This window comes from Stenotrophomonas sp. 93052_Sma (assembly GCF_056481145.1).
The window spans coordinates 418,789-440,807 of the sequence record NZ_CM151134.1; the positions used below are offsets into that span (position 1 = coordinate 418,789).

19 protein-coding genes and 5 pseudogenes are annotated in these 22,019 nt (G+C 66.3%); 15 read left to right on the top strand and 9 right to left on the bottom strand.

Annotation, left to right across the window (positions count from 1 at the left end; all coding sequences use genetic code 11):
• Position 1 precedes the first annotated feature (1 nt).
• From ACZK2V_RS01875 to ACZK2V_RS01885, 3 genes are read left to right on the top strand one after another with little or no spacing between them, the layout of a single operon-like run.
• Positions 2-238 carry a hypothetical protein gene (locus tag ACZK2V_RS01875; RefSeq protein ID WP_049461910.1) on the top strand — a complete coding sequence of 79 codons (237 nt, stop codon included), beginning with the start codon at positions 2-4 and terminating at the stop codon, positions 236-238.
• The gene (locus tag ACZK2V_RS01880; RefSeq protein WP_049461909.1) at positions 235-825 is read left to right on the top strand and encodes a cytochrome c oxidase assembly protein; all 591 of its coding nucleotides are present in this window, start codon (positions 235-237) and stop codon (positions 823-825) included. The genes ACZK2V_RS01875 and ACZK2V_RS01880 overlap by 4 nt, the downstream gene beginning before the upstream one ends.
• Before the next feature lie 13 nt (positions 826-838).
• A complete protein-coding gene (locus ACZK2V_RS01885; protein ID WP_049461908.1) occupies positions 839-1,714 on the top strand; it encodes a cytochrome c oxidase subunit 3 in 876 nt (291 codons plus the stop codon).
• A 20-nt stretch (positions 1,715-1,734) separates the two neighbouring features.
• On the opposite strand, the gene ACZK2V_RS01890 is transcribed toward ACZK2V_RS01885, so the two are convergent.
• The gene (locus tag ACZK2V_RS01890; protein WP_005412025.1) at positions 1,735-1,953 is read right to left on the bottom strand and encodes a twin transmembrane helix small protein; all 219 of its coding nucleotides are present in this window, start codon (positions 1,951-1,953) and stop codon (positions 1,735-1,737) included.
• Positions 1,954-2,010: 57 nt separating this feature from the next.
• On the opposite strand from ACZK2V_RS01890, the pseudogene ACZK2V_RS01895 reads away from it, so the two are divergent.
• The 6 genes and pseudogenes from ACZK2V_RS01895 to ACZK2V_RS01920 all read left to right on the top strand — a co-directional run bounded on the left by ACZK2V_RS01895 (position 2,011) and on the right by ACZK2V_RS01920 (position 7,848).
• Positions 2,011-2,725, top strand: a pseudogene (locus ACZK2V_RS01895) (SURF1 family protein).
• A gap of 109 nt (positions 2,726-2,834) precedes the next feature.
• Positions 2,835-3,404 (top strand): hypothetical protein, encoded by a 570-nt coding sequence (locus ACZK2V_RS01900; RefSeq protein ID WP_032129724.1) that lies wholly within the window; start codon positions 2,835-2,837, stop codon positions 3,402-3,404.
• A 10-nt stretch (positions 3,405-3,414) separates the two neighbouring features.
• Positions 3,415-4,576, top strand: a pseudogene (locus ACZK2V_RS01905) (COX15/CtaA family protein).
• Positions 4,577-4,580: 4 nt separating this feature from the next.
• Positions 4,581-5,474, top strand: coding sequence for a heme o synthase (gene cyoE, locus ACZK2V_RS01910; protein ID WP_010484229.1), 894 nt, complete (start codon positions 4,581-4,583; stop codon positions 5,472-5,474).
• Positions 5,475-5,620: 146 nt separating this feature from the next.
• A complete protein-coding gene (locus tag ACZK2V_RS01915; RefSeq protein WP_049461906.1) occupies positions 5,621-6,427 on the top strand; it encodes a hypothetical protein in 807 nt (268 codons plus the stop codon).
• A 677-nt stretch (positions 6,428-7,104) separates the two neighbouring features.
• A complete protein-coding gene (locus ACZK2V_RS01920) occupies positions 7,105-7,848 on the top strand; it encodes a hypothetical protein (protein WP_132808923.1) in 744 nt (247 codons plus the stop codon).
• A 46-nt stretch (positions 7,849-7,894) separates the two neighbouring features.
• Here ACZK2V_RS01920 and ACZK2V_RS01925 read toward each other — a convergent pair.
• The 6 genes and pseudogenes from ACZK2V_RS01925 to rpsU form a co-directional block, all read right to left on the bottom strand.
• Positions 7,895-8,932: pseudogene (locus ACZK2V_RS01925) on the bottom strand (bile acid:sodium symporter family protein).
• A 28-nt stretch (positions 8,933-8,960) separates the two neighbouring features.
• Positions 8,961-9,461, bottom strand: coding sequence for a protein tyrosine phosphatase family protein (locus ACZK2V_RS01930; protein WP_049461904.1), 501 nt, complete (start codon positions 9,459-9,461; stop codon positions 8,961-8,963).
• A 27-nt stretch (positions 9,462-9,488) separates the two neighbouring features.
• Positions 9,489-11,226, bottom strand: a pseudogene (dnaG, locus tag ACZK2V_RS01935) (DNA primase).
• Positions 11,227-11,287: 61 nt separating this feature from the next.
• Positions 11,288-12,208, bottom strand: coding sequence for a YihY/virulence factor BrkB family protein (locus ACZK2V_RS01940; protein ID WP_049461902.1), 921 nt, complete (start codon positions 12,206-12,208; stop codon positions 11,288-11,290).
• Between the two features lie 105 nt (positions 12,209-12,313).
• Positions 12,314-12,757: a GatB/YqeY domain-containing protein gene (locus ACZK2V_RS01945; RefSeq protein WP_005415013.1), complete on the bottom strand. Its 444-nt coding sequence runs from the start codon at positions 12,755-12,757 to the stop codon at positions 12,314-12,316.
• A 133-nt stretch (positions 12,758-12,890) separates the two neighbouring features.
• Positions 12,891-13,106, bottom strand: coding sequence for a 30S ribosomal protein S21 (gene rpsU, locus ACZK2V_RS01950; protein ID WP_002808376.1), 216 nt, complete (start codon positions 13,104-13,106; stop codon positions 12,891-12,893).
• A 166-nt stretch (positions 13,107-13,272) separates the two neighbouring features.
• Between rpsU and tsaD the strand changes: the two genes are divergently transcribed.
• Positions 13,273-14,298, top strand: coding sequence for a tRNA (adenosine(37)-N6)-threonylcarbamoyltransferase complex transferase subunit TsaD (gene tsaD / locus ACZK2V_RS01955; protein WP_049461901.1), 1,026 nt, complete (start codon positions 13,273-13,275; stop codon positions 14,296-14,298).
• A 142-nt stretch (positions 14,299-14,440) separates the two neighbouring features.
• On the opposite strand, the gene ACZK2V_RS01960 is transcribed toward tsaD, so the two are convergent.
• Complete coding sequence (locus ACZK2V_RS01960; RefSeq protein ID WP_049461900.1) at positions 14,441-15,106, bottom strand: hypothetical protein; 666 nt, start codon at positions 15,104-15,106, stop codon at positions 14,441-14,443.
• Positions 15,107-15,466: 360 nt separating this feature from the next.
• Here ACZK2V_RS01960 and folB point away from each other — a divergent pair, with 360 nt between their 5' ends.
• The 4 genes and pseudogenes from folB to ACZK2V_RS01980 all read left to right on the top strand — a co-directional run bounded on the left by folB (position 15,467) and on the right by ACZK2V_RS01980 (position 20,129).
• Entirely contained in the window at positions 15,467-15,820 is a 354-nt protein-coding gene (gene folB / locus ACZK2V_RS01965; RefSeq protein WP_025878255.1) for a dihydroneopterin aldolase, read from the top strand.
• A 62-nt stretch (positions 15,821-15,882) separates the two neighbouring features.
• Positions 15,883-17,152: pseudogene (locus ACZK2V_RS01970) on the top strand (mechanosensitive ion channel family protein).
• A 128-nt stretch (positions 17,153-17,280) separates the two neighbouring features.
• On the top strand, positions 17,281-19,455 hold the full coding sequence (locus tag ACZK2V_RS01975) for a glycoside hydrolase family 3 N-terminal domain-containing protein (RefSeq protein WP_049461898.1): 2,175 nt from the start codon (positions 17,281-17,283) through the stop codon (positions 19,453-19,455).
• 131 nt (positions 19,456-19,586) lie between these two features.
• Complete coding sequence (locus tag ACZK2V_RS01980) at positions 19,587-20,129, top strand: hypothetical protein (protein ID WP_049461897.1); 543 nt, start codon at positions 19,587-19,589, stop codon at positions 20,127-20,129.
• Between the two features lie 70 nt (positions 20,130-20,199).
• On the opposite strand, the gene ACZK2V_RS01985 is transcribed toward ACZK2V_RS01980, so the two are convergent.
• The gene (locus tag ACZK2V_RS01985) at positions 20,200-21,369 is read right to left on the bottom strand and encodes a PQQ-dependent sugar dehydrogenase (RefSeq protein ID WP_049461896.1); all 1,170 of its coding nucleotides are present in this window, start codon (positions 21,367-21,369) and stop codon (positions 20,200-20,202) included.
• A 168-nt stretch (positions 21,370-21,537) separates the two neighbouring features.
• Here ACZK2V_RS01985 and yiaA point away from each other — a divergent pair, with 168 nt between their 5' ends.
• Positions 21,538-21,990 carry an inner membrane protein YiaA gene (gene yiaA / locus ACZK2V_RS01990; protein WP_049461895.1) on the top strand — a complete coding sequence of 151 codons (453 nt, stop codon included), beginning with the start codon at positions 21,538-21,540 and terminating at the stop codon, positions 21,988-21,990.
• Positions 21,991-22,019 lie beyond the last annotated feature (29 nt).

The following is a 22,019-nucleotide window of genomic DNA, read 5'->3' on the forward strand; positions in this document are numbered from 1 at the left end:
CATGCATAACGAAAGCCCGCTCCCGATCGGTAGAGTCGAACCATGCTCGACTGACGAAAAGCCGCCGAGCACGGCTCGGCTCTACAACAGCGAAGCGCAGCCGACCAGCGGTCGGCTCTACCAGGGTGGAAGCATCGAGCAGCAGCGCCAACGCGCCAGGCGCACCGCGCTCTGGGTCGGCGCCATCGCCGTGCTGGTCTACGTCGGCTTCATCCTCAGCGGGGTGATCGGCCGATGAGCGAGGCGCCGGCCACCACACCGTCACGCAGTGCGGGGCTGCCGCGCCTGATCGGCGTGGCGGTGGCGGTGTTCCTGCTCACGTTCTCGCTGGTGCCGCTGTACCGCATCGCCTGCGAAAAGGTATTCGGCGTGCGCCTGGAGCGCGGTCCCGGCAGCGAGGCCAGTACCGGCGCCGTGACCGGCAAGCGCACCGTGCGCGTGGAGTTCGATGGCGGCGTCAACTCGCGCCTGCCCTGGTCGTTCCATCCCGAACAGTTGACCATGGACGTGGTGCCGGGCGAGCTCAACGAGGCGCTGTACTTCGCCCGCAACGACAGCCAGCAGGCGGTGGTCGGCAGCGCGGTACCGTCGGTGGCGCCGGCGCGTGCGTCGGGCTTCTTCAGCAAGACCGAGTGCTTCTGTTTCACCGCGCAGACGCTGCAGGCCGGCGAGAAGCGCGACATGCCGGTGCGCTTCATCGTCGATCCGGACCTGCCGCCGGAGATCAAGACGATCACCTTGTCCTACACCTTCTACCGCAACGACGCGCTGTCCGATCGGCTGGCTCCGGCCGCCACCTCGGAAGGCGCGCACGCCGCACCCTGACCCGGATACCGACATGGCCCAGACACCGACCGATGCCAACGTGTACTTCGTCCCGGCCCAGAGCAAATGGCCGTTCGTGGGGTCCATCGCGATGATGGTGACCATGGTGGGCGTGGCCAGCTGGCTCAACGATGCCAGCTGGGGACGCTGGACGTTCTACATCGGCATCGCGATGCTAGTGCTGACCCTGTTCTGGTGGTTCAGCGACGTGGTGCGCGAATCGCAGGCCGGCAATTACAACCACCAGGTCGACGGATCATTCCGGATGGGAATGATCTGGTTCATCTTCTCCGAGGTGATGTTCTTCGGCGCCTTCTTCGGCGCACTGTTCTACACCCGCAACCTGGGCCTGTCGTGGCTCAGTGGCGAAGGCCGCGGTGTGATGACCAACGAGCTGCTCTGGCAGGGCTATTCCGCCGGATGGCCGACCAATGGCCCGGCGGCGATCGGTGGCACGTTCCAGACCATTCCGGCCTGGGGCCTGCCGCTGATCAACACGCTGATCCTGTTGACCTCCGGCGTGACCCTGACCATCGCCCATCACGCGCTGAAGGCGGGCAACCGTCGCCAGCTGCTGATCTGGCTGGGCCTGACCGTGGTGCTCGGCCTCGGCTTCCTGACCCTGCAGGCGGAGGAGTACATCCACGCCTACAAGGAACTGAACCTGACGCTCGGCTCGGGCATCTACGGTTCAACGTTCTTCATGCTGACCGGCTTCCACGGTGCGCACGTGCTGCTGGGCACGATCATGCTGATCGTGATGTGGCTGCGTTCGGCCAAGGGGCACTTCACCCGCGACAACCATTTCGGTTTCGAAGCCGCCGCGTGGTACTGGCACTTCGTCGACGTGGTGTGGTTGATGCTCTTCATGTTCGTCTACGTGCTTTGACCGCGCACGTATCGGTGGCCTCAGCCGCCGATGCCGTGCGGTTTTATCCAGCCCATGTAGATGCTCACGATCACCAGCAGGATCAACGCCACCGACACCGCGATGCGGCGGGTCAGTGCGTTGACCGTGCGCTTGGTCTGGCCGCGGTCGACCAGCAGGTAATACAGGCCGGCGCCCAGATTCCAGACGATGACGATCAGAAACGCGATTACCAGCAGGGTCTTCAGCGAATCACTCATGCGCGGCTCGAGGGCAGGGTGGATGCGCCTATCTGACCGCGTTTGCGCGGACTTGTCATGATGCGCCAGCACACGCGCGTGATCGGCTGGCTGTTGGCGGTGCTGGCGATGGCCGGTTTCAGCGCATTGGGGCTGTGGCAACTGCAGCGCATGCATGCCAAACAGGCAATGTTGGATGCGCAGGGTCCAGCTGTGGCGCAAGCGCTTCCGTTGTCGCAGGCCCTGGCGGCGCCCGGCGCCTTGCACGGCGTGGCCGACCACGGCCGCTTCCTGCCCGGCGTGGTGCTGCTGGACAACCAGACCCGGCATGGTCGCGCCGGGGTGAAGATCTATCGTCCGTTCCGCAGTGACGGAGGCAGCGTGCTGCTGGTCGACCTCGGCTGGCGCGCTGCCGCCGGATCGCACGCTGCCGGATGTGCCGGCGCCGCCTTCGCCGGTGGCGGTGCGTGGGTTATTGGCGCCGCCGCCGTCGGCGGGACTGGCACTGGGCCCGGCGTTCTCCGCTACCGATGAGGCCGGGCGTTGGCTGGCCAGCCGTTTGCCCGCCGAAGGCCTGGCGGCGGCGCTTGGCCTACCGGTATTGCCCGACCGCGTCCTGCGCCTGGACCCGGCACTGCCATTCGGCGACGAACGCGATCTGGACCTGCTGCCGAACACGCTGCCGCCGCAGCGTCACCTGGGCTACGCCGTGCAGTGGTTCGGCCTGGCCCTGACCGTGCTGGTGGTCGCGCTGGTGCTGGAGTGGCGCAGGAGACGTGCCGTGGCCCGGTAGTGCCGGCCGCTGGCCGGCATCCCCTCGGATTCCTGGATGCCGGCCAGCGGCCGGCACTACCGGGGCACCACACCCGCATCCCTTACCCAACCATGAGAAAATGCCCCGCATGAACACTGCTACGTCCCCGCAGGCGCGCGGCTCCGGCCGCCGGACCCTGGTGCTGCTGTTTGCCGTGTTCTTCGGTGCGATGGCACTGGCCGCCGTGCTGCGCTTCTCCGGCTGGCAACCGACCGGGCACCGCAATGCCGGCCAGCTGCTGAAGCCGCCGGTGGACCTGCGCCAGCAGGCGCCGACCCTGGCCAGCGGCCAGCCCTACGCCTGGAACCCCGAGGCCCGTACCTGGCGCCTGCTGGTGGCGCCGGCCGGTGCCTGCGACGCGCAGTGCGTCACTTTGTCGCAGGGACTGGGCAAGGTGTGGCAGCTGTTCGGCCATAACGCCGATAATGTCGAAATCCTGTGGCTGGGAACGCCACCGGCGTCGATCGCCTCGCTGCCCGCGCTGCGGCCGCTGGCTCCGTCGCCAGCACTGCGCGCGGCCCTGCCCGGCGTCGACGATCCGGCTGGCCTGCCGGTCTACGTGATCGATCCGAACGGCTTCGTGATCATGCGTCATGCCCCGGGCACCGACCTGGGTGGCCTGCGCAAGGACATGGCCACGTTGCTGAAACTGAAGTGAGTCCCGTTTGATGAGCCTTTCCGCGCGTCCGGCGCTGCACCGCAATTTCCACCGCCTGGCGTGGTTCGCCATGATCATGACCGCGAGCACGATCATGTTCGGCGCGTTCGTGCGCCTGTCCGATGCCGGCCTGAGCTGCCCGGACTGGCCGACCTGCTATGGCCAGGCCACCTGGCCGCAGCACGTGGAAGAGACCATCGGCCACCCGGCGGCGGAGATCCGCCCGCTGGAGACCCACAAGGCCTGGCGTGAGCAGGTGCACCGCTTCCTGGCTGGCGCGCTGGGCATCGAGATCCTGACCCTGGCCCTGTTGGCCACGCGCAAGCGGCGATTCGGAAGCACGGCGGTGGTGACCGCCTGCGTGCTGGTGGCCGCCGGCATACCGCTGTACATGATGGGCTGGCATGGCACGGCCAGCGTGCTGGCGTTGATCGGTGAGGCGATCCTGCTGATCGCCGCGCTGCGCTGGAGCAACATCGACCTGGCGCGCTGCATTGCTGACCCTGGCGGTGGTGATCTTCCAGGCCTTGCTGGGCATGTGGACGGTGACCCTGCTGCTCAAACCCATCGTAGTGATGGGCCATCTGCTCGGTGGCATGCTGATGTTCGGCCTGCTGGTGTGGATGGCCTGGCGCGCGACGCACATGCCGATCACGCTGGCCGAGGCGCCGAAGCTGAAGTGGCTGCTGCGCATCGGCGTGGCGGTGCTGGTCACCCAGATCGCGTTGGGGGGCTGGGTCAGCGCCAATTACGCGGCGCTGGCCTGCGGCGGTGGCAGCGCCTCGCTGGACAACTTCCCGCGCTGCGCCAACCAGTGGTGGCCGCAGCACAACTTCGTCGAAGGCTTCACCCTGTGGCGTGGCATCGGCGTGGATTACGAAGGCGGCGTGCTGGATGGCGCCTCGCGCATCGCCATCCAGATGGCACACCGCCTGTTCGCGGTGGTGGTGGCCCTCTACCTGCTGTGGCTGGGCGTGCGCCTGTTCCGGTTGCCGAGCATGCGTGGCTGGGCCAGCGCGTTGATCGCGCTGCTGGTGCTGCAGGTCACCCTCGGCATCCTCAATGTGAAGCTGGCGCTGCCGCTGGAAGTGGCGGTGGCCCACAACGGCGTGGCCGTTGCCCTGTTGTTCGTGCTGGTCAGCCTGCTGGCCCGCCTGCGTGCCCCGGACTGATTCCATGTTTTCCAATTACCGCCAGTACTGGGACCTGACCAAGCCCAAGGTCGTTGCCCTCATTGTCTTCACCGCCCTGGTCGGCATGGTCCTGGCCATCCCCGGCGTGCCCAGCTGGGAGCAGGTGCGCGCAGGCGTGCTCGGCTTCCTCGGTATCTGGCTGGCCGCTTCGGCCGCCGCGGCGATCAACCAGCTGCTGGATGCGCACATCGATGCGCAGATGGCGCGCACATCGTGGCGTCCGCTGGTGGTGGGCAAGGTCAAGCCGTGGCAGGTGCTGGTGTTCGCCGGCGTGCTGATCGTGTTGTCGATGGTCATCCTGGTGCTGTGGGTGAACCTGATCACCGCCGTGCTGACCTTCGCCTCGCTGATCGGCTACGCGGTGATCTACACCGTGTACCTCAAGCGTGCGACCTCGCAGAACATCGTCATCGGTGGCCTGGCCGGCGCGATGCCGCCGATGCTGGGCTGGGCTGCGGTGACCGGCATGCAGGGTTCGTCGGACTGGGCGTACTCGTCGCTGCTGGTGCTGATCATCTTCATCTGGACGCCGCCGCACTTCTGGGCGCTGGCGATCTTCCGCCGCGAGGATTACGCCAAGGCGGAAATTCCGATGCTGCCGGTGACCCACGGCGTGGTGCACACCCGCAAGCAGATCATGGTGTATTCGGTGGTGCTGGCGCTGGTCTGCCTGCTGCCGTACCTGGTGGGCATGAGCGGTGCGTTCTACCTGGGCGGCGCGATCGTGCTCAATGCGGTGTTCCTCTGGTACGCCTGGCGCATGCTCAATCCGCCGGACGAACTGTTCTCGATGAAGATGTTCTATTACTCCATCGTCTACCTGATGGCGCTGTTCGCCTTCCTGCTGGTGGACCACTGGATCCTGCCCTGGTTGTGAGGGGCTGCCCTTTGTAGAGTCGAGCCACGCTCGACTCAGGCCCGGTCTGATGGCGGGAGCATCCACGCACGGCGTGGATCTACTTGAACCGCGGTTGCTGCGTCGCCATTGCTGTTCCTGACCGCAAAGGAAAGGAAGGCGCAGGGATGCATTCGATCTTCCGTTGGACCACCGCGCTGCTGCTGGCGCTGGGTGTGGCCCTCACCGCGCATGCCGATGACACCGCCGCGCAGATCCGCCAGCATGCCGGTGAGCACCGCCTGCTGGTACTGGGCGAATTCCACGGCACCCGCGAGACCCCGTTGCTGGTACGCCAGCTGGTGGACGACTACAGCCGCAACGGCCCGGTCCTGCTGGCGCTGGAACTGCCACGCGCCGAGAACCCTGTGCTGCGCGACTATCTGGAATCCGATGGCGGGGCCAGGGCGCGCCGGCACCTGCACGGCCGCGCGTTCTGGACCGTGCGCGATGACCAGCATGATGGTCGCCGCAGCCGCGACATGCTGGCGATGATCGAAGGCCTCCGTGTGCTGAAGGCGCAGGGGCGCGTGATCGAAGTGGTTGGCTATGACGTCAATGCCAGCAGTGGCGGCAACCAGGCGCGCGATGACTTCATGGCAGCCGAATTGCGACGGCTCTATCGAGGGTTGCCAGACAATGCACGCATGCTGGTGCTGACGGGCAATGTCCACGCCATGCTGCGGCGGCCGGAAGGTATGCCGCCGGAAATGCAGAGGCAGCCGATGGCCTCCCAGCTGCGGGACCTGGATATCTACAGCGTGCGGTTGGGTGCGCTGCGTGGCCAGGCGTGGGCGTGCGCGGACCGTTGCATGGCGCGGCCACTTCCAGAGCAGGTGGCCACGGCGCCGCGGGTCGATGCCGATGCGAAACGGCCGTACGACCTGTGGGTGTGGATGCCGGAGTTGAGCGTCGGCACGCTGGTGGGCCCGTAACGGCAGGCAACCCATCCACGCATGGCGTTGATCTACTGGTGGTTCACGCCATCGGTGGGAGTAGAGCCACGCCATGCGTGGATGGGCTCTCACGGAACCCGGCGCAGCCAGTGTCGGGTTTCGCCCGGGAGGGCTGCAACTGCGCCCATCGACCAAGCCGTCGCGCTGTAGGGTTTTGCCGCGCTGTCAGCTTCCTGCACGCAAGGCGTCACAGATACCGACTGTTCCACCAGACCGGATCATCAACAGTAGATACACAGGTATTGCGGGATGACTCGCAATTCTGTGGAGCAATCAATGAGATGTCATGTTTCTCTGCCCATCGTTCTGTGTGCCGCGCTTACCAGCCTGGCTGGCAATGCGGCAGCAGAAATAAAAGCACTGAGTCGGGCCAACTGCATTGGATTCATCAACGAATCCGTGACCTATGAACGGCCCCAGTTTCGCAATTTTCAGGGGTCGGCCGTAACTAGGCACGTTCCCCTCGGGAACATTGAGCCGAAGCATGCTTTCGGTGCGCCTAACAATGGACTGTACTCCTGGCGATTTTACGCAGGCGATGGCAGTGATCCAGAACGAATGGTTGTTCACGGATATCACACATGGGTGCTGGGCGGACGCGTATTTACGCAACCCATGAGTGCGGTCGATTGCCAGCTTTCGGAGTGGTGAGCATCATGAAGATTCTTTGCTTTATCGCATTCTCGCTGGCCATGTCGATGTCAGCTCAAGCATCCCAGAATGAACCTGCTCCCGATGCGGTAGGGAGCTGGCTACACCAACGCGCCATGCAGGCTGCAATGCAGGAGGCCTCGGCAATGGGAAGATCGTCCGCCAGCGTGGGCAGCTACCAGATGGTGAAACTGGCAGACCTTGATGCCCCCCGAGAAGTGAAGCAGCAGCTTCGCGATGACATCGAACGATCCAACGGTGTCGTGCGGGTTGCAGCAGGGAGCATCCCAACGCAGGCCGAAATGCTGGCTGCCGTGCCGCGGACTCACCGCTCAACTCCAGAACTACGCCAGCGCCTGCCGCAGCCCCCCAGCAGGCTGGAAAGCAGCCTGCTGGGCGCAGCCGAGATGATTGGCATGGAGCCCAGTGGTGCGTTGGAGGGTGGAAAGTCCTCGGGCTTGAGCCGTTTCTACCGGCTGGAGGGTGTCGGCATCGTGGAGTTCAGCGAGAACAACTTCCTCGCTGCGGGCATGCAGATCGAGGTCATCGCGGAGGCGCAGAACACCGTGGTGGACGGCAAGCCCGCTCACCTCGGGAAGGTTGTGGATAGTGTCGGCCGTACTCGGGTTGAGCTTGCCTGGACGGGAGACAGCAAGACCTACAGTCTGACCGTCACGGGCGAGCCGGGCAGCGACGTGGAGCGCAACGCCCGAGTGCTGCACGACATCGCCGCGGCCATCGTGGATTAGCGGCGGCGTATGCGTCATCCACGCATGGCGTGGATCTACTGCGGGTTCACGCCATCCGCGGTTTGGTAGATCCACGCCGCGCGTGGATGGGCTCTCTACAAAAACCCGCGCGCCCAATCAGGGCGCGCTTCGCATACCGTTGCGCGATCACACCGCAGACGATCAGCTGGATCTGGTGGTAGATCATCACCGGCAGCACGATCGCGCCGAGGCTTCCACCGGCGAACAGCACCTTGGCGATCGGCACGCCGGTGGCCAGGCTCTTCTTCGAGCCGCAGAAGACGATGGCGATCTCGTCCTCGCGATTGAAGCGCAGGCGACGCGCGATGAAGGTGATCAGCGGCATCGCGATGCCCAGCAGCACGGCGGCCACGACCGCCACGGCCAGCAGCGAGAGCAGCGGCGTTTTGCTCCACAGACCCTCGGTGACGGCTTCGCCGAACGCCGAATACACCACCAGCAGGATCGTGCCCTGGTCGGTATAGCGCAGCAGCGCGCTGCTTCTCCACCCAGCCGGCGATCCACGGCCGCAGCAGGTGGCCGGCCACGAAGGGCACCAGCAGCTGCAGCATGATGCCGCCGATCGCATGCAGCGGGTCGTGCACGCCGCCGGAGGTACCGGCCAGTGCGGTCAGCAGCAGCGGGGTCAGGAACACGCCGAGGATGCTCGACAGCGAGGCGCTGCACACCGCAGCGGGTACGTTGCCGCGTGCCATCGAGGTGAACGCGATGGACGACTGCACGGTGGAGGGCAGGGTGCACAGGAACAGCACGCCCAGGTACAGCTCCGGCGTCAGCAGCCAGCCCGACAGAGGCTTGAACATCAGCCCCAGCAGCGGGAACAGGATGAAGGTGCAGGCCAGGATGGTCAGGTGCAGCCGCCAGTGCAGCATGCCGCCGATGATCGACTCGCGCGGCAGGCGCGCCCATGCAGGAAGAACAGCGCGGCGATGGCGACGGTGGTGACATCGTCGAGCACGATGGCGGCGGCGCCCTTCATCGGCAGCAGCGAGGCCAGGCCGACGGTGCACAGCAGGGCGAGGGTGAAGTTGTCCGGTCGCAGGCGCGACCACCAGCGGGTCATGGTGGGCAGAGTCCTTGGTGCGGAGGGTTCAGGGCGAGGTGACCGGCGTGGCCAGGCGCTGGCGGGTGGCGGCTTCCAGCGACTTCAGGCCAGCACGCTGGCCCAGCTGAAGGGCCTGTTCGGGGCTGGCATGTTCGTAGCGTGCATTGACCAGGCCGAGCACGGCACCGGCGCGGTTGCCGGACGCACAGTGCAGCAGCACCGGCCCCTGGCTCTGCTGCAGGGCCTGGTGCACGGCACGGATGTTGGCCGCATCCAGGCCGTCGGCACCGGCCACCGGAATGCGTACGTAGCGCAGGCCCAGTGATTCGGCTACGCGGGTTTCATCAAAACCCCGGTCCTCGTCGGGCTGGCGCAGGTCGATCACGGTGCGCACGCCCTGTGCGGCCAAGGCCTGCAGCTGTGCGGCGCTGGGCTGGCCGCCGGCGTACAGGCCGGGGCGGACTTCGTTGAGGGGCGCGTCTTCGGCCAGGGCCGTCAGCGGCAGGCAGAGCGACAACAACAGCAGGCAGGTCAGGCGCAGCAGCATGGTCCTCTCCGTGAAAACGTTCTGCCGCTACAGGCGCAGTCCGGCGCGCGCCTTCAGCAGCTCGCGCAGTTCGTACTTGTCAGTATCGTCCAGGCCCTGCTGGCGCTGCTTTGCCAACAACTCCTCCAGACGTTGCACCAGCAGCTGTTTCTCCAGCTGGGCCACGGCGTCGTGCAGTTCCTGGGTCCAGCTGGCCTCGGTGCCAGGCAGTGTCTGCGCAGCCAGCGTGTGCAGTGATGCCTGTTCCTCGCGCCCGTCGAAGTGCTCCAGCAGGGCGCCGGTGCTGATGTCCGGGCGCTGTTCGACCAGTCCCAGCAGCTCCAGCAGCAGTTCCACGCCGGGCAGGCGCAGGCCCTGGAAGTGATGCTTGCCGCCCAGCGTCAGCGCCAGCGACGGCTGCTGCAGCAGCACGGCGATCGCGCCGCGCACCAGACTGCGCTTGGCCACGGGCTGGATCGTCCGCTGCGGCTGCCGTTGCGGCATCGGCGCGCGTGACCTGGGCAGTACCGCCCAGGCCGGTCAGCTGCGCCAGCTGCTGCTTCATCAGGTCGCCGAAGGCACCGTCGGGAATCTGCGCCAGCATCGGCTTGGCCCGCTCGGCCAGGCGTGCCTTGCCATCGAGCGTGCCCAGATTGATCTCGCGGGTCAGTTCGTCGAAGAAGAACTGCGACAGCGGCGTGGCCTGCTTCAGGCGCTCGTTGAACGCCTCGGCGCCTTCCTTGCGCACGATGGTGTCCGGGTCTTCGCCATCGGGCAGGAACAGGAAGAAGGCCTGGCGGCCATCCTTCATGCGCGGCAGCACCGACTCCAGCGCCTTCCAGCCGGCGCGGCGGCCGGCGGCGTCGCCGTCGAAGCAGAAGAACACATCCGGTGCGTTGCGGAACAGCAGCTCCGCATGGTCCGGCGTGGTCGCGGTGCCCAGTGTTGCCACCGCCTGGGTGACCCCGAACTGGAACAGCGAGACCACGTCCATGTAGCCCTCGACCACGATCAGCCGCTCGATCTTCTGGTTGGCCTGGCGCACCTGCCACAGGCCGTACAGTTCGCGGCCCTTGTGGAACAGCGCGGTCTCGGGCGAGTTGAGGTACTTGGGGCCGTCGTCCTTCTCGAACACGCGGCCGCCGAAGGCGATGACCCGGCCGCGGCGGTCGAAGATCGGGAACATCACCCGGTCGCGGAACTTGTCGTAGACGTGACCGCGATCGTTCTTGGAGAACAGGCCGGCGCGGTCGAGCAGCTTCATCCGCCGCTCGTCCTTGCCCAACGCATCGCGCAGGCCGCTGTAGCCATCCGGCGCGTAGCCGATCTGGAAGCGCGCGCGGTTCTCTTCATCCACGCCGCGGCCATCCAGGTAGCTGCGGGCCTTGTCGCTGCCCTGCAGGTTGCTCTGGAAAAACTTCGTGGCCGCCTCAAGCGCCGAGTACAGCTCGCGGCTGTCGTCCTGCTGCTGGGGGCTGCGCGGGTTCTCGCTGCGCGGCACTTCCATGCCGGCGCGCTTGGCCAGTTCATCCACCGCGTCGAGGAACTCGAGGCGGTCGTAGTTCATCAGGAAGCTGATCGCGGTGCCGTGCGCGCCACAACCGAAGCAGTGATAGAACTGCTTGGTGGGCGAGACCGTGAACGACGCCGAGCGCTCGTCATGGAACGGGCAGCGGGCGGCGTACTCCTTGCCCTGGCGCTTCAACGGCACGCGGCTGCCCACCACCTCGACGATGTCGGTGCGGGCCAGCAGATCGTCGATGAAAGCGTCGGGGATACGGGCCATGGGCAACAGGGCAGGGCGCGGTACAGGACCACGCGACGGAACCGGGGGCGGTTGCCCTAGTTTACCCCCTGTCGGGCACCTGGCTGGCGGTGGCCGGATCGATGCCGGCGGCGGCCAGGTGATGGCGCGCGCGCAGGCGCTCATCGATCACCGCGGTCATCAGCGCGCCAACGAAGAACACGACGGTCGCGTAATAGATCCAGACCAGTGAGATCACCAGCGCGCCCATCGAGCCGTAGGCACTGCCGGGGGCCACGGTGGCGATGTAGACGCCGATGCCGTAGCGGCCCAGTGCGAACAGTGCCGAGGTGATGACGCCGCCGATGAAGGCCTGGCGCCACGCCACGCGACGGTCGGGCAGGTAGTGGTACATGAAGGCGAAGCCGACTGCGTAAAGCAGCAGGCTGGTGACGTACCCCAGCGCGGGCAGGATCGAAGGCAGTTGCGCGAAGGCCACCTGCAGCACCGTGGTGGCGGTCATCGACAGGATCAGCAGGAAGCCCAGCGCCAGCACGACGCCGAACGAGAACACGCGCTTGCGCAGCCAGGCCTTGAGGCCTTCCAGGCGCTCGCCGCTGGTGCGGAAGATCAGGTTCAGTGCGTTCTGCAGCTGGGCGAACACGGCGGTGGCGCCGACGAACAGCAGCAGCGTGCTCCACACACCCGCCAGCGAGCCGACATCCGGCTGGTTGTCGGCGTTCCTCAGAACGGTTTCGGCCACGGTAGCCGCGCTGCTGCCGGCCACCGAGCTGATCTGGTCGATCAGTGCTTGCTGGGCCGGTGGGTACAGCGAGGCGGTCAGCCACAGCAGCAGCACCAGCAACGGCGCCATCGACAGCAGCGCGTAGAAGGAGACGGAAGCTGCTTGGGTCAGCACGTCGACGTCGATGAAGCGCTTGGCCACCGCCATCGGGAAGCTGTCCTGCAGGCGCTTGATGTACTTGTGCAGTGACACGTGAACGTTGGGCTCGGGTTCAACCATGTGTGCGGTTGTAGCAGGCGAGCGACGAAGGTGCGGTGAAGCGAGTGCATCAATGGGGTCAGAGCCCTTCCGCGTCGCGGAAGGGATCCGACCCCAAGTGCTGGATTACGCCAGCTGCTGCTTGACCAGCTTGGACACCAGGCCCATGTCGGCCTGGCCGGCGAGCTTGGGCTTCAGTGCGCCCATCAGCTTGCCCATGTCGGCCGGGCCGGAGGCGCCGGTTTCGGCGATGGCGGCCTGGATGGCGGCCACGATCTCGGCTTCGCCCATCTTGGCCGGCAGGTAGGCTTCGATGACCACGATCTCGGCGCGCTCGATCTCGGCCAGGTCCTCGCGGTTGGCGGCCTCGTACTGGCTGACCGAGTCCTTGCGCTGCTTGACCATCTTGTCGAGCACGGCGATCACGGCGGTGTCATCCAGTTCGATGCGCTCGTCCACTTCACGCTGCTTGATGGCGGCGTTGATCAGGCGGATCACGCCCAGCTTGTGCTTCTCGCCCGCCTTCATGGCGGCCTTCATGTCTTCGGTGAGCTGCTGCTTCATGCTCATGAGGAACCTCGTGGTGGTAGGTGGGGCGGGGCGGATGCCCGAACCCGGAAACGCAAAAAGCCGGCGACGCTCGCGCGTGCCGGCTTCGGCTCCATCGCGACAGGCAAGCCCGCCGCAATGAAGATGCGTCCGATCAGTACAGGCGCTGACGCTTGGTGACGTCGCGCGACGAGCGGCGCAGCTGACGCTTCACAGCAGCGGCGGCCTTGCGCTTGCGCTCCTGGGTCGGCTTTTCGTAGAACTCGCGCTTGCGGGTTTCGGCCAGCACACCGGCCTTTTCGCAAGTGCGCTTGAAGCGGCGAAGAGCAAACTCGAAGGGCTCGTTCTCGCGGACTTTGACGCTGGGCATGGAATCTCCGGGACACAGTAGAACCGGGTCACGCCCGGCGAGCCGCACATTATAGCGGCGAATAGACAAACTGCAAGCGGCCAACCCTGAATACGGGCCGGCGGTTCGAAAGCAGTGAGATCTGCACGTCCCCCGAGGGGGCGGCAGGGGCGTCATAATAGCAGGCATGCGAGTCCTTGGCATCGAATCTTCCTGTGATGAGACCGGCGTGGCGGTGTATGACACCGACCTGGCCGGCAGCGCGGCCCTGCGCGCCCATGCGGTCTACAGCCAGATCGCCCTGCACGCCGAATACGGTGGTGTGGTGCCCGAACTGGCCAGCCGCGACCACGTCCGCAAGCTGCTGCCGCTGGTGCGCCAGACCCTGGCCGACGCCGGTCTGGGTGTAGGTGATATCGACGGCGTGGCCTATACGGCCGGTCCCGGTCTGGTCGGCGCACTGCTGGTCGGCGCGGGCGTGGCGCGGTCGCTGGCCTGGGCGCTGGAGGTGCCGGCGGTGGGCGTACACCATATGGAAGGCCACCTGCTGGCCCCGCTGATGGAGGACGACCCGCCGGAAGCGCCGTTCGTGGCGCTGCTGGTGTCCGGTGGCCATACCCAGCTGGTGGCGGTGGACGCGATCGGCCAGTACCGCCTGCTGGGCGAGACCCTGGACGACGCGGCCGGCGAGGCCTTCGACAAGACCGCCAAGCTGATGGGCCTGCCGTACCCGGGTGGCCCGCAGCTGGCCAGGCTGGCCGAGCAGGGCACGCCGGGCGTGTACCGCTTCGCGCGACCGATGACCGACCGCCCGGGGCTGGATTTCAGCTTCTCCGGCCTGAAGACCCAGGTCCTGATGGCCTGGCGCGACAGTGACCAGAGCGAGCAGACCCGTGCCGACATCGCCCGGGGCTTTGAGGACGCGGTGGTCGAGACCCTGTCGATCAAGTGCGAACGCGCGCTGGAAGCGGCCGGCACCAACGTGATCGTGGTGGCTGGAGGTGTTGGCGCCAACAAGCGCCTGCGCGCACGCCTGCAGCAGATGGCCGAGCGTCTCGGCGGCCGTGCCTGCTTCCCGCGGCCGGCGTTGTGCACCGACAACGGCGCGATGATCGCCTTCGCCGGCGCGCTGCGGCTGCAGGCCGGCCAGTACAGCCCGCCGAAGGTGGATGTGACCCCGCGCTGGGACATGGCGACCCTGCCGGCGGTCTGAGCCCCCCGGCCGCGCGAACCGCTCGATCGGCGTTTGTAGAGTCGAGCTTGCTCGACTGGGCGCAATGACGGACACAGAGCAGTCGAGCAAGCTCGACTCTACAGGCAGGCCTCCGTAGCGCCGGGCCACGCCCGGCTACACATTACGGACGCCCTGCCAATGGCGACGCCGCCAACACCGTTGTCGCCCGCTCATGGCGCTGCAGCCAGCCCAGCGTATGCGGGCAGCGGGCGTGGATCAGCCGCCCGATCGCCGCCAGGTCGGCACCGATGTCGCGTTCCAGGATGGGTTCGTGGTGCGCGATGCGGTTGCGCAGGTGGCGAATGCGTCCGATGTCAGAGTGGATGGCTTTTCTGATGACGCTGGGATGAGCTGAGGGTGCATGCCGCAGAACTCCATTGAGTGCGGGTATCCATAGCGTGTCGTCGAAGCGACAGGTGAAAAGCTGCTGCCAGAACACCATCGGCAGCTTGGCGACGATTTCGGGTGTATCGGTCGTGCGGCCAGCAACCTGTTCCAGTGCTGCACGTGCGGAAGTACAGGACGAGGTTGGCAGCCTGCGTCGGAAGGCATCATTCCAGGGCCAACGCGGGCCATGCTGCCGGGCGAGCACGGTAGCAGCGGCGTTACGGGTGACCACTTCGCACAGATGGACCGGCATCATCAGTGCACCGCACATCCGCATGTTCCAGAGGTACAGGGATTCGGCCGTGACGTCGGGGCTGCAGGTCGATGCGATTCTCTCGTAAGTAGACAGACGCTCCGCTGACAACGCGCGCCGCAGTACATCGTGTGGAGCCATCGTCATGTGCGGTGGTGAAGGAGGGATCGATGTTCGCGAGAGTGGGCGGCGGCCACCATCAGGGAACGTCGTTGTCTGCGCGGCTGATTCTCTGCGTTTGACCTCGGACGACTACCTGATCTGCCCTGTCGGAATTGGCCTTGACCGGTGATCTCGTCTTTACCTAATCTGCGTGCCTGCGCCACCGGGACCCGCGGCTGTTCAACAGCTCCCCCCGGGGACAAACGGTAGTACCAAAGGGCCCTGCTAGCGGGGTCCTTTGTCTTTTCTGGAGCCGCGCCCCTGCCGGCCACTCACCGCCCGTTCCGGGCAGGCTCACCGTCGTGCCGTTACCATGGCCCCCTGTATTCGGGCTGGTTAAGCGCAATGGACAAGGTTTTCATCGAGGGGCTGACGATCGACGCCCTGATCGGTATCTACGATTGGGAACGACGGATCCGCCAGGACCTGGTGTTCGACCTGGAGATGGGCTTCGACAACCGTCGTCCGGCGGCCTCCGACGACATCGCCCACACCCTGAACTACAAGGCGGTCAGCAAGCGCCTGGAGCAGTTCGTGCGCGAGTCGGAATTCGGCCTGGTCGAAACCCTGGCCGAGCGCTGCGCACAGATCGTGCTGGACGAATTCGACGTGAAGTGGCTGCGCCTGAAACTGAGCAAGCCGGGCGCGGTGCGTGGCGCGCGCGCGGTGGGCGTGATCATCGAGCGCTCGCGGGACTGATCCGGTAGTGCCGGCCGCTGGCCGGCACCCCCAACAACAACGACAACGCAAGGAGACAACTGATGGTGGACGCGGTGGTGGCGGTACAGTGGCTGGAAAAGCTGCAGAACACACTGGAACCCTATCCCGGCGCCTACCTGGCGTTGATGATCTCGGCGCTGCTGATCGCTGCGGGCTTGGCCAACTGGGTTACCAAGCGCATCCTGGTGCGTGGCCTGCGGCGCCTGCTGCAGCGCCTGCCAGGTGCCGAGTCCGGGCGCGGCAGCCATCTGATGCGGGTCATCTCGCGCCTGTCCAACGTGGTGCCCAGCCAGGTGATCGCCTCGGGCATCACCCTCATTCCCGACCTGCCACCCGGCCTGGTCAACGTCATCATCAAGCTGTGCATCGTATGGGCCGTGCTGACGGTGTCGATGGCGTTCTCGCATGCGCTGGACGCGGCCAACAGCCTGTACGAACGCAAGCCCGATGCGCGCAACAAGCCGATCAAGGGCTACCTGCAGGTGGTCAAGATCGTGGTGTTCGTGGCCGCCGGCCTGTCCATCATCGCCACGCTGCTGGGGGTGAAACTGGGGCCGTTGGTGACCGGCCTGGGGGCGGCCACGGCGGTGCTGATGCTGATTTTCCAGGACACCATCCTGTCGCTGGTGGCCAGCGTGCAGATCAGTGGCGATGGCCGTGTGCGCATCGGCGACTGGATCGAAATGCCCAGCCAGAACGCCGACGGTGACGTCATCGATATCGCGCTGCACACCGTCACCGTGCAGAACTTCGATAAGACCATCACCACCATTCCGACCAAGAAGCTGGTGACCGAGTCGTTCAAGAACTGGCGCGGCATGCAGGAGGCCGGTGGCCGCCGCATCAAGCGCGCTGTACCTGGACCAGCACAGCGTCGGCTTCCTGGACGAAGGCGACTTGGCCTTCCTCGGCCAGTTCGCGCTGCTGCGTGATTACCTGCAGGAGAAGGAGCAGGAGCTTGGCCAGTGGAACGGGCGCCTGCGCGAGCAGGGCGTGGCCGAGGTCAACAGCCGCCGGGTGACCAACCTGGGTACCTTCCGGGCCTATGTGGAGCGTTACCTGCGCAGCCACCCGGGCATCCATACCGACATGACCCTGCTGGTACGCCAGCTGCAGCCGACCACCGAAGGCCTGCCGCTGGAGCTGTACTGCTTCACCCGCAGCACCGCCTGGGGCGAGTACGAGGCGGTGCAGTCGGACATCTTCGACCACCTGCTGGCGATCCTGCCGGCCTTCGGCCTGCGGGTATTCCAGGCCTCCAGCGACGCCATGTTGATGGCCGGGCAGCGCCAGCTGGCCGGCTCGGAGTAAGCTGCGGTGCCCCCGGCGGGGCCATACGGACCCCGCTGGTGGCTGAAACTGAATGAACAAACCCCTCGCCAAATCGCCCGGGATCGCTAGAATGCCGGGCTTGTAAACGTTTTCATCAAGGACTGCCGGTGGCCTCCGATCGCATCGAATCCCTCATTGCCCAGATGACCGTCGAGGAAAAGGTCGGCCAGCTGGGTGTCTTCGCGGACATGGTCCGCCCGTTCGCCCCGGACGTGAACCCGGAAGCCAACGTGCGCAATGCCGACCAGGTGCTGCAGCAGGTGCGCGAGGGCAAGGTCGGCTCGCTGTTCAATGGTGTGGGCGCCGAACTGGGCCGCCGGATCCAGCAGGTCGCCACCGAAGAGAGCCGCCTGGGCATCCCCGTGATCCTGGCGGCCGACGTCATCCACGGCATGCGTACCGTGTTCCCGATTCCGCTGGGCGAGGCCGCCAGCTTCGAGCCGGAGTTGGCCGAGCGCACCGCGCGCGCCACCGCCATCGAAGCGACGGCCGCTGGCCTGCACTGGACCTATGCGCCGGCCGTGGACATCGCCCGCGACCAGCGCTGGGGCCGTGGCGCCGAAGGTGCCGGTGAGGACGTGGTGCTGGGGTGTGCGTTCGCCGCCGCCCGCGTGCGTGGCTTCCAGGGCAGCGACCTGCGCGCCGCCGATTCGCTGCTGGCCACGCCGAAGCACTTCGCCGCCTACGGCGCGGTGATGGCGGGCATGGAATACAACATGGTGGACATCTCGCCGCAGACCCTGCGTGACGTGCATCTGCCGCCGTTCAAGGCCGCCTTCGATGCGGGCGCGATCACCGTGATGTCCTCGTTCAACGACATCAACGGCGTGCCGGCCAGTGCCAATGCCGAACTGCTGACCGACATCCTGCGCGGTGAGTGGAAGTTCCCGGGCGTGGTGATCTCCGACTACACCGCCGACATGGAACTGGTCGCGCACGGCTATGCCGCCGATGACCGTGATGCCACTGCCAAGGCGTTCACCGCCGGCCTGGACCTGAGCATGCAGAGCGGCTTCTACGCCGAACACCTGCCGGGCCTGGTCGAGAGCGGCGAAGTGCCAATGGCGGTGCTGGATGAAGGCGTGCGCCGCATCCTGTGGCTGAAGGAAACCATCGGCCTGTTCGACGACCCGTACCGTTCGCTGGACCCGGCGCGCGAAGCGGATACCTCGCACATTGCCGCACATGACGCACTGTCGCGCGATGCCGCGCGCCGTTCGATCGTGCTGCTGAACAACCGTGACAACGTACTGCCGCTGCAGAAGACCGGGCAGAAGATCGCGCTGATCGGCCCGTTCGTGCAGGACCGCGAGAACATTGAAGGCTGCTGGACGCTGTTCGGCGACAAGCAGCGTTACGTGGATCTGGAAACCGGCGTGCGCGCCGCCATCGGCGATGAAGCGCTGCTGGAGATCGTGCCGGGCTGCGAACTGGAAACTGCCATTCCGGGCGGCACCGAAGCCGCCGTGGCGGCCGCGCTGCGCGCCGACGTGGTGGTGCTGGCGCTGGGCGAACCGCAGCGCTACAGCGGTGAAGCGCAGTCGCGCGTGGAGATCACCCTGCCGCCGGCACAGCAGGCACTGGCCGAGGCGGTGGCGATGACCGGCAAGCCGCTGGTGGTGCTGCTGCGCAACGGCCGCGCGCTGGCACTGCAGGGCGCGGTGCGCAACGCGCACGCGGTGGCGGTCACCTGGTACCTGGGCACGCAGACCGGCCATGCCGTGGCTGATGTGCTGTTCGGCGACTACAGCCCGTCCGGCCGCCTGCCGGTCAGCTTCCCGCAGGTGTCCGGCCAGCAGCCGTACTTCTACAACCACCCGCGCACCGGCCGCCCGGAACTGCCGACCATGTCGGAGTTCAAGGCTCGCTGGCGCGAGATCCCGAATGAGCCGCTGTACCCGTTCGGCCACGGCATCGGTTACACCACCTTCGCCTACGGCGTGCCGCAGCTGAGTGCGGCGCAGCTCGGCTGGGACGACACCCTGACCATCACCACCACGCTGACCAACAGCGGCGACATGGCCGGCGAGGAAGTGGTGCAGCTGTACATCCACGACCGCGTGGCCAGCCGCGTGCGTCCGGTGCGTGAACTGAAGGACTTCCGCAAGGTGGCACTGCAGCCGGGCGAGTCGGCCGAAGTGGTATTCACCCTGACCCGCGAGCAGCTGGCGTTCACCGGCCGCGACGGCGTGCTGCGTGCCGAGCCGGGCCAGTTCGACCTGTGGGTCTGCGCCTCGTCGGCAGCAGGCGAAGCCGTGCAGTTCGAGCTGCTGAAGGCCTGATCGAAGAAAAAGGGGACGGAGGGGATTAAGTCGTTTGTGCCACTAACGACTTAATCCCCTCCGTCCCCTTTTTGTTGTCCTCACCGCGGCGGCGCTACCATCGGTGTTCTTGAACCGATGGATGTCCGCGCATGCGCACGATCGCTGTGTTGATTCCCGCCCTGTTGCTGGCGGCCTGTTCGCAGCCGGCACCGCCGGCCGAGCCTGCGGTGGACGCACCGCCGCCGATGGAGGCCAGTGCTGCGGCAACGCCTGCGGCACCTGCCGCTGAATCCGCTGCTTCGGCACCGACCGCGCCCGCAGCGGAAGCGACTACCGAAGACGCACGTGCGCGTATCGAGACCCTGCTCGGTGATGCCGCGCAGTACGAGAAGGTGTTCAACGCGTTCAAGACCGCGGTGGTCGGCGGTGATCGCGCTGCGGTGGTGGAGGAAGTGCGCTTCCCGCTGAATATCGCTAACGGAAGGAAGATCACCGGCCCCGGTGAGTTCCAGCGCAACTACGAGAAGATCATCACCCCGGCGGTGGTCAAGGCGGTGTCCGAACAGGACTTCGGCAAGGTCTTCGTCAACCAGCAGGGCGTGATGATCGGCGATGGCCAGGTGTGGTTGAACGGGCAGTGCCTGGACCAGGCCTGCACGAAGACCGAGGTGAAGGTCATCACCATCCAATGAACGCAGACGGCCCCGCGTGCGGGGCCGTTGCGGGAAAACGTGCCGGCCAGCGGCCGGCACTACCATCCTGTCAGGTTTTCGGGGTGAGCTTCAGCAGGCGCGCCTTGTTGCCATCTTCCAGCAGCCACAGGGCGCCATCCGGGCCCTGTTCCACTTCGCGGATGCGCTCGCCCATGTTGAAGCGTTCGGCTTCGCGCGCGCTGTCACCATCGAAGGCCACGCGCACCAGCGAGGTGGAGGACAGGCCACCGATGAAGCCGCTGCCCTTCCACTGCGGGAACAGGGTGCCGCTGTAGATCACGAAGCCGGCCGGCGAGATGACTGGCGTCCAGGTCACCTTCGGGGCGGCGAACTCCGGGCGGGTATCGTGGTCGGGAATCGGGCGGCCGTCGTAGTGGTTGCCGTTGGAGACGATCGGGTAGCCATAGTTGGCGCCGCGCACGATCAGGTTCAGCTCGTCGCCGCCGGCCGGGCCCATCTCGTGGGCCCACAGCTTGCCGTTGGCATCGAAGGCCATGCCGAGGATGTTGCGGTGGCCCAGTGACCACACCTGCGCGGCCACGCCGCCCTGCGAGGCGAACGGGTTGTCGGCGGGCAGGCTGCCATCATCGTTGAGGCGGATGATCTTGCCGAGGTTGCCGCCCATGTCCTGTGCCGGATCGAACTTCTGGCGCTCGCTGGAGCTGATCCACAGCTTGCCGTCCGGGCCGAAAGCAAGGCGATGGCCGTAGTGACCTTCACCACTCACCTTCGGGCTCTGTCGCCAGATCACCTTCAGGTCCTTCAGTTGGCCGGCACCGTTGGCATCCAGCGCCAGCGTGGCACGGGCCACGGCAGCGCCGCGGGTGTCCAGCGTGCCTTCCTCGGCATAGCTGAGATAGACCACGTGGTTGCTCGCGAATTGCGGGTGCAGGATCACGTCACCGAAGCCGCCCTGGCCGCCGTAAGCGACCTTCGGAACGCCGGTGATCTCGTGTTTCTGGCCACTGGCCAGGTCCAGGTGCTGCAGCTTTCCGCGCTTTTCGGTGACCAGCAGGCTGCCATCGGGCAGGAAGGTCATTGCCCACGGCTGGTCGAAACGACTGATTTCGGATGCGGTGAACGGTCGCTGGTCGGCAGTGGTGGAGGCTGCGGACGCTGCGGTCTGGGCCCCGTTGGCGGCCGGGTCGGCGGCATTGCAGGCGGAGGTGGCAAGGATCGGCACCAGGCCGAGGGCGAGCAGCAGGGGCGTGCGGGTCATGGGTATCTCCAGTGCGGGGATGCGGATGGCCGGGCTGTCCCTTGTATACCACTGGCGTCGTGAGCGTCGTGGCCCGAAGGTCCTGCGACCCCTGTGCGAGCGCGGCGGGATCGTCTAGGGTGGGCACGCCCGGGCAAAGCGTGCCCGTCTGCCTGCCAAGGATCTGCAATGAACACTGCCATGCCCCACAAGCCCTCCACCGCCTTCATCGCCGCCTCATGGGTGGCCCTGCTGCTGGGTGCGGCGGCCTACCTGATCGGTCTGTTCAACGCCACGATGGCGCTCAACGAAAAGGGCTACTACCTGACCCTGCTGCTGTTCGGCCTGTTCGCGGCGGTGTCGCTGCAGAAGAGCGTGCGTGACCGTGTCGAGGGAATCCCGGTGAGTGGCCTGTATTACGCGCTGTGCTGGTTCGCATTGCTGTCTGCGCTGTTGTTGCTGCTGGTTGGCCTGTGGAACGCCACCCTGGTGCTGAGCGAGAAGGGCTTCTACGGCATGGCCTTCGCGCTGTCGCTGTTCGGTGCGGTGGCGGTGCAGAAGAACACCCGCGACCTGATCGCCGCCGGTGGCGGTGAGAGCAAGCGCAGCACGGCCGTGCCGCCGCTGCCGGAACAGGAGTGATGCAGCAACGGTAGCGCCGGGCCATGCCC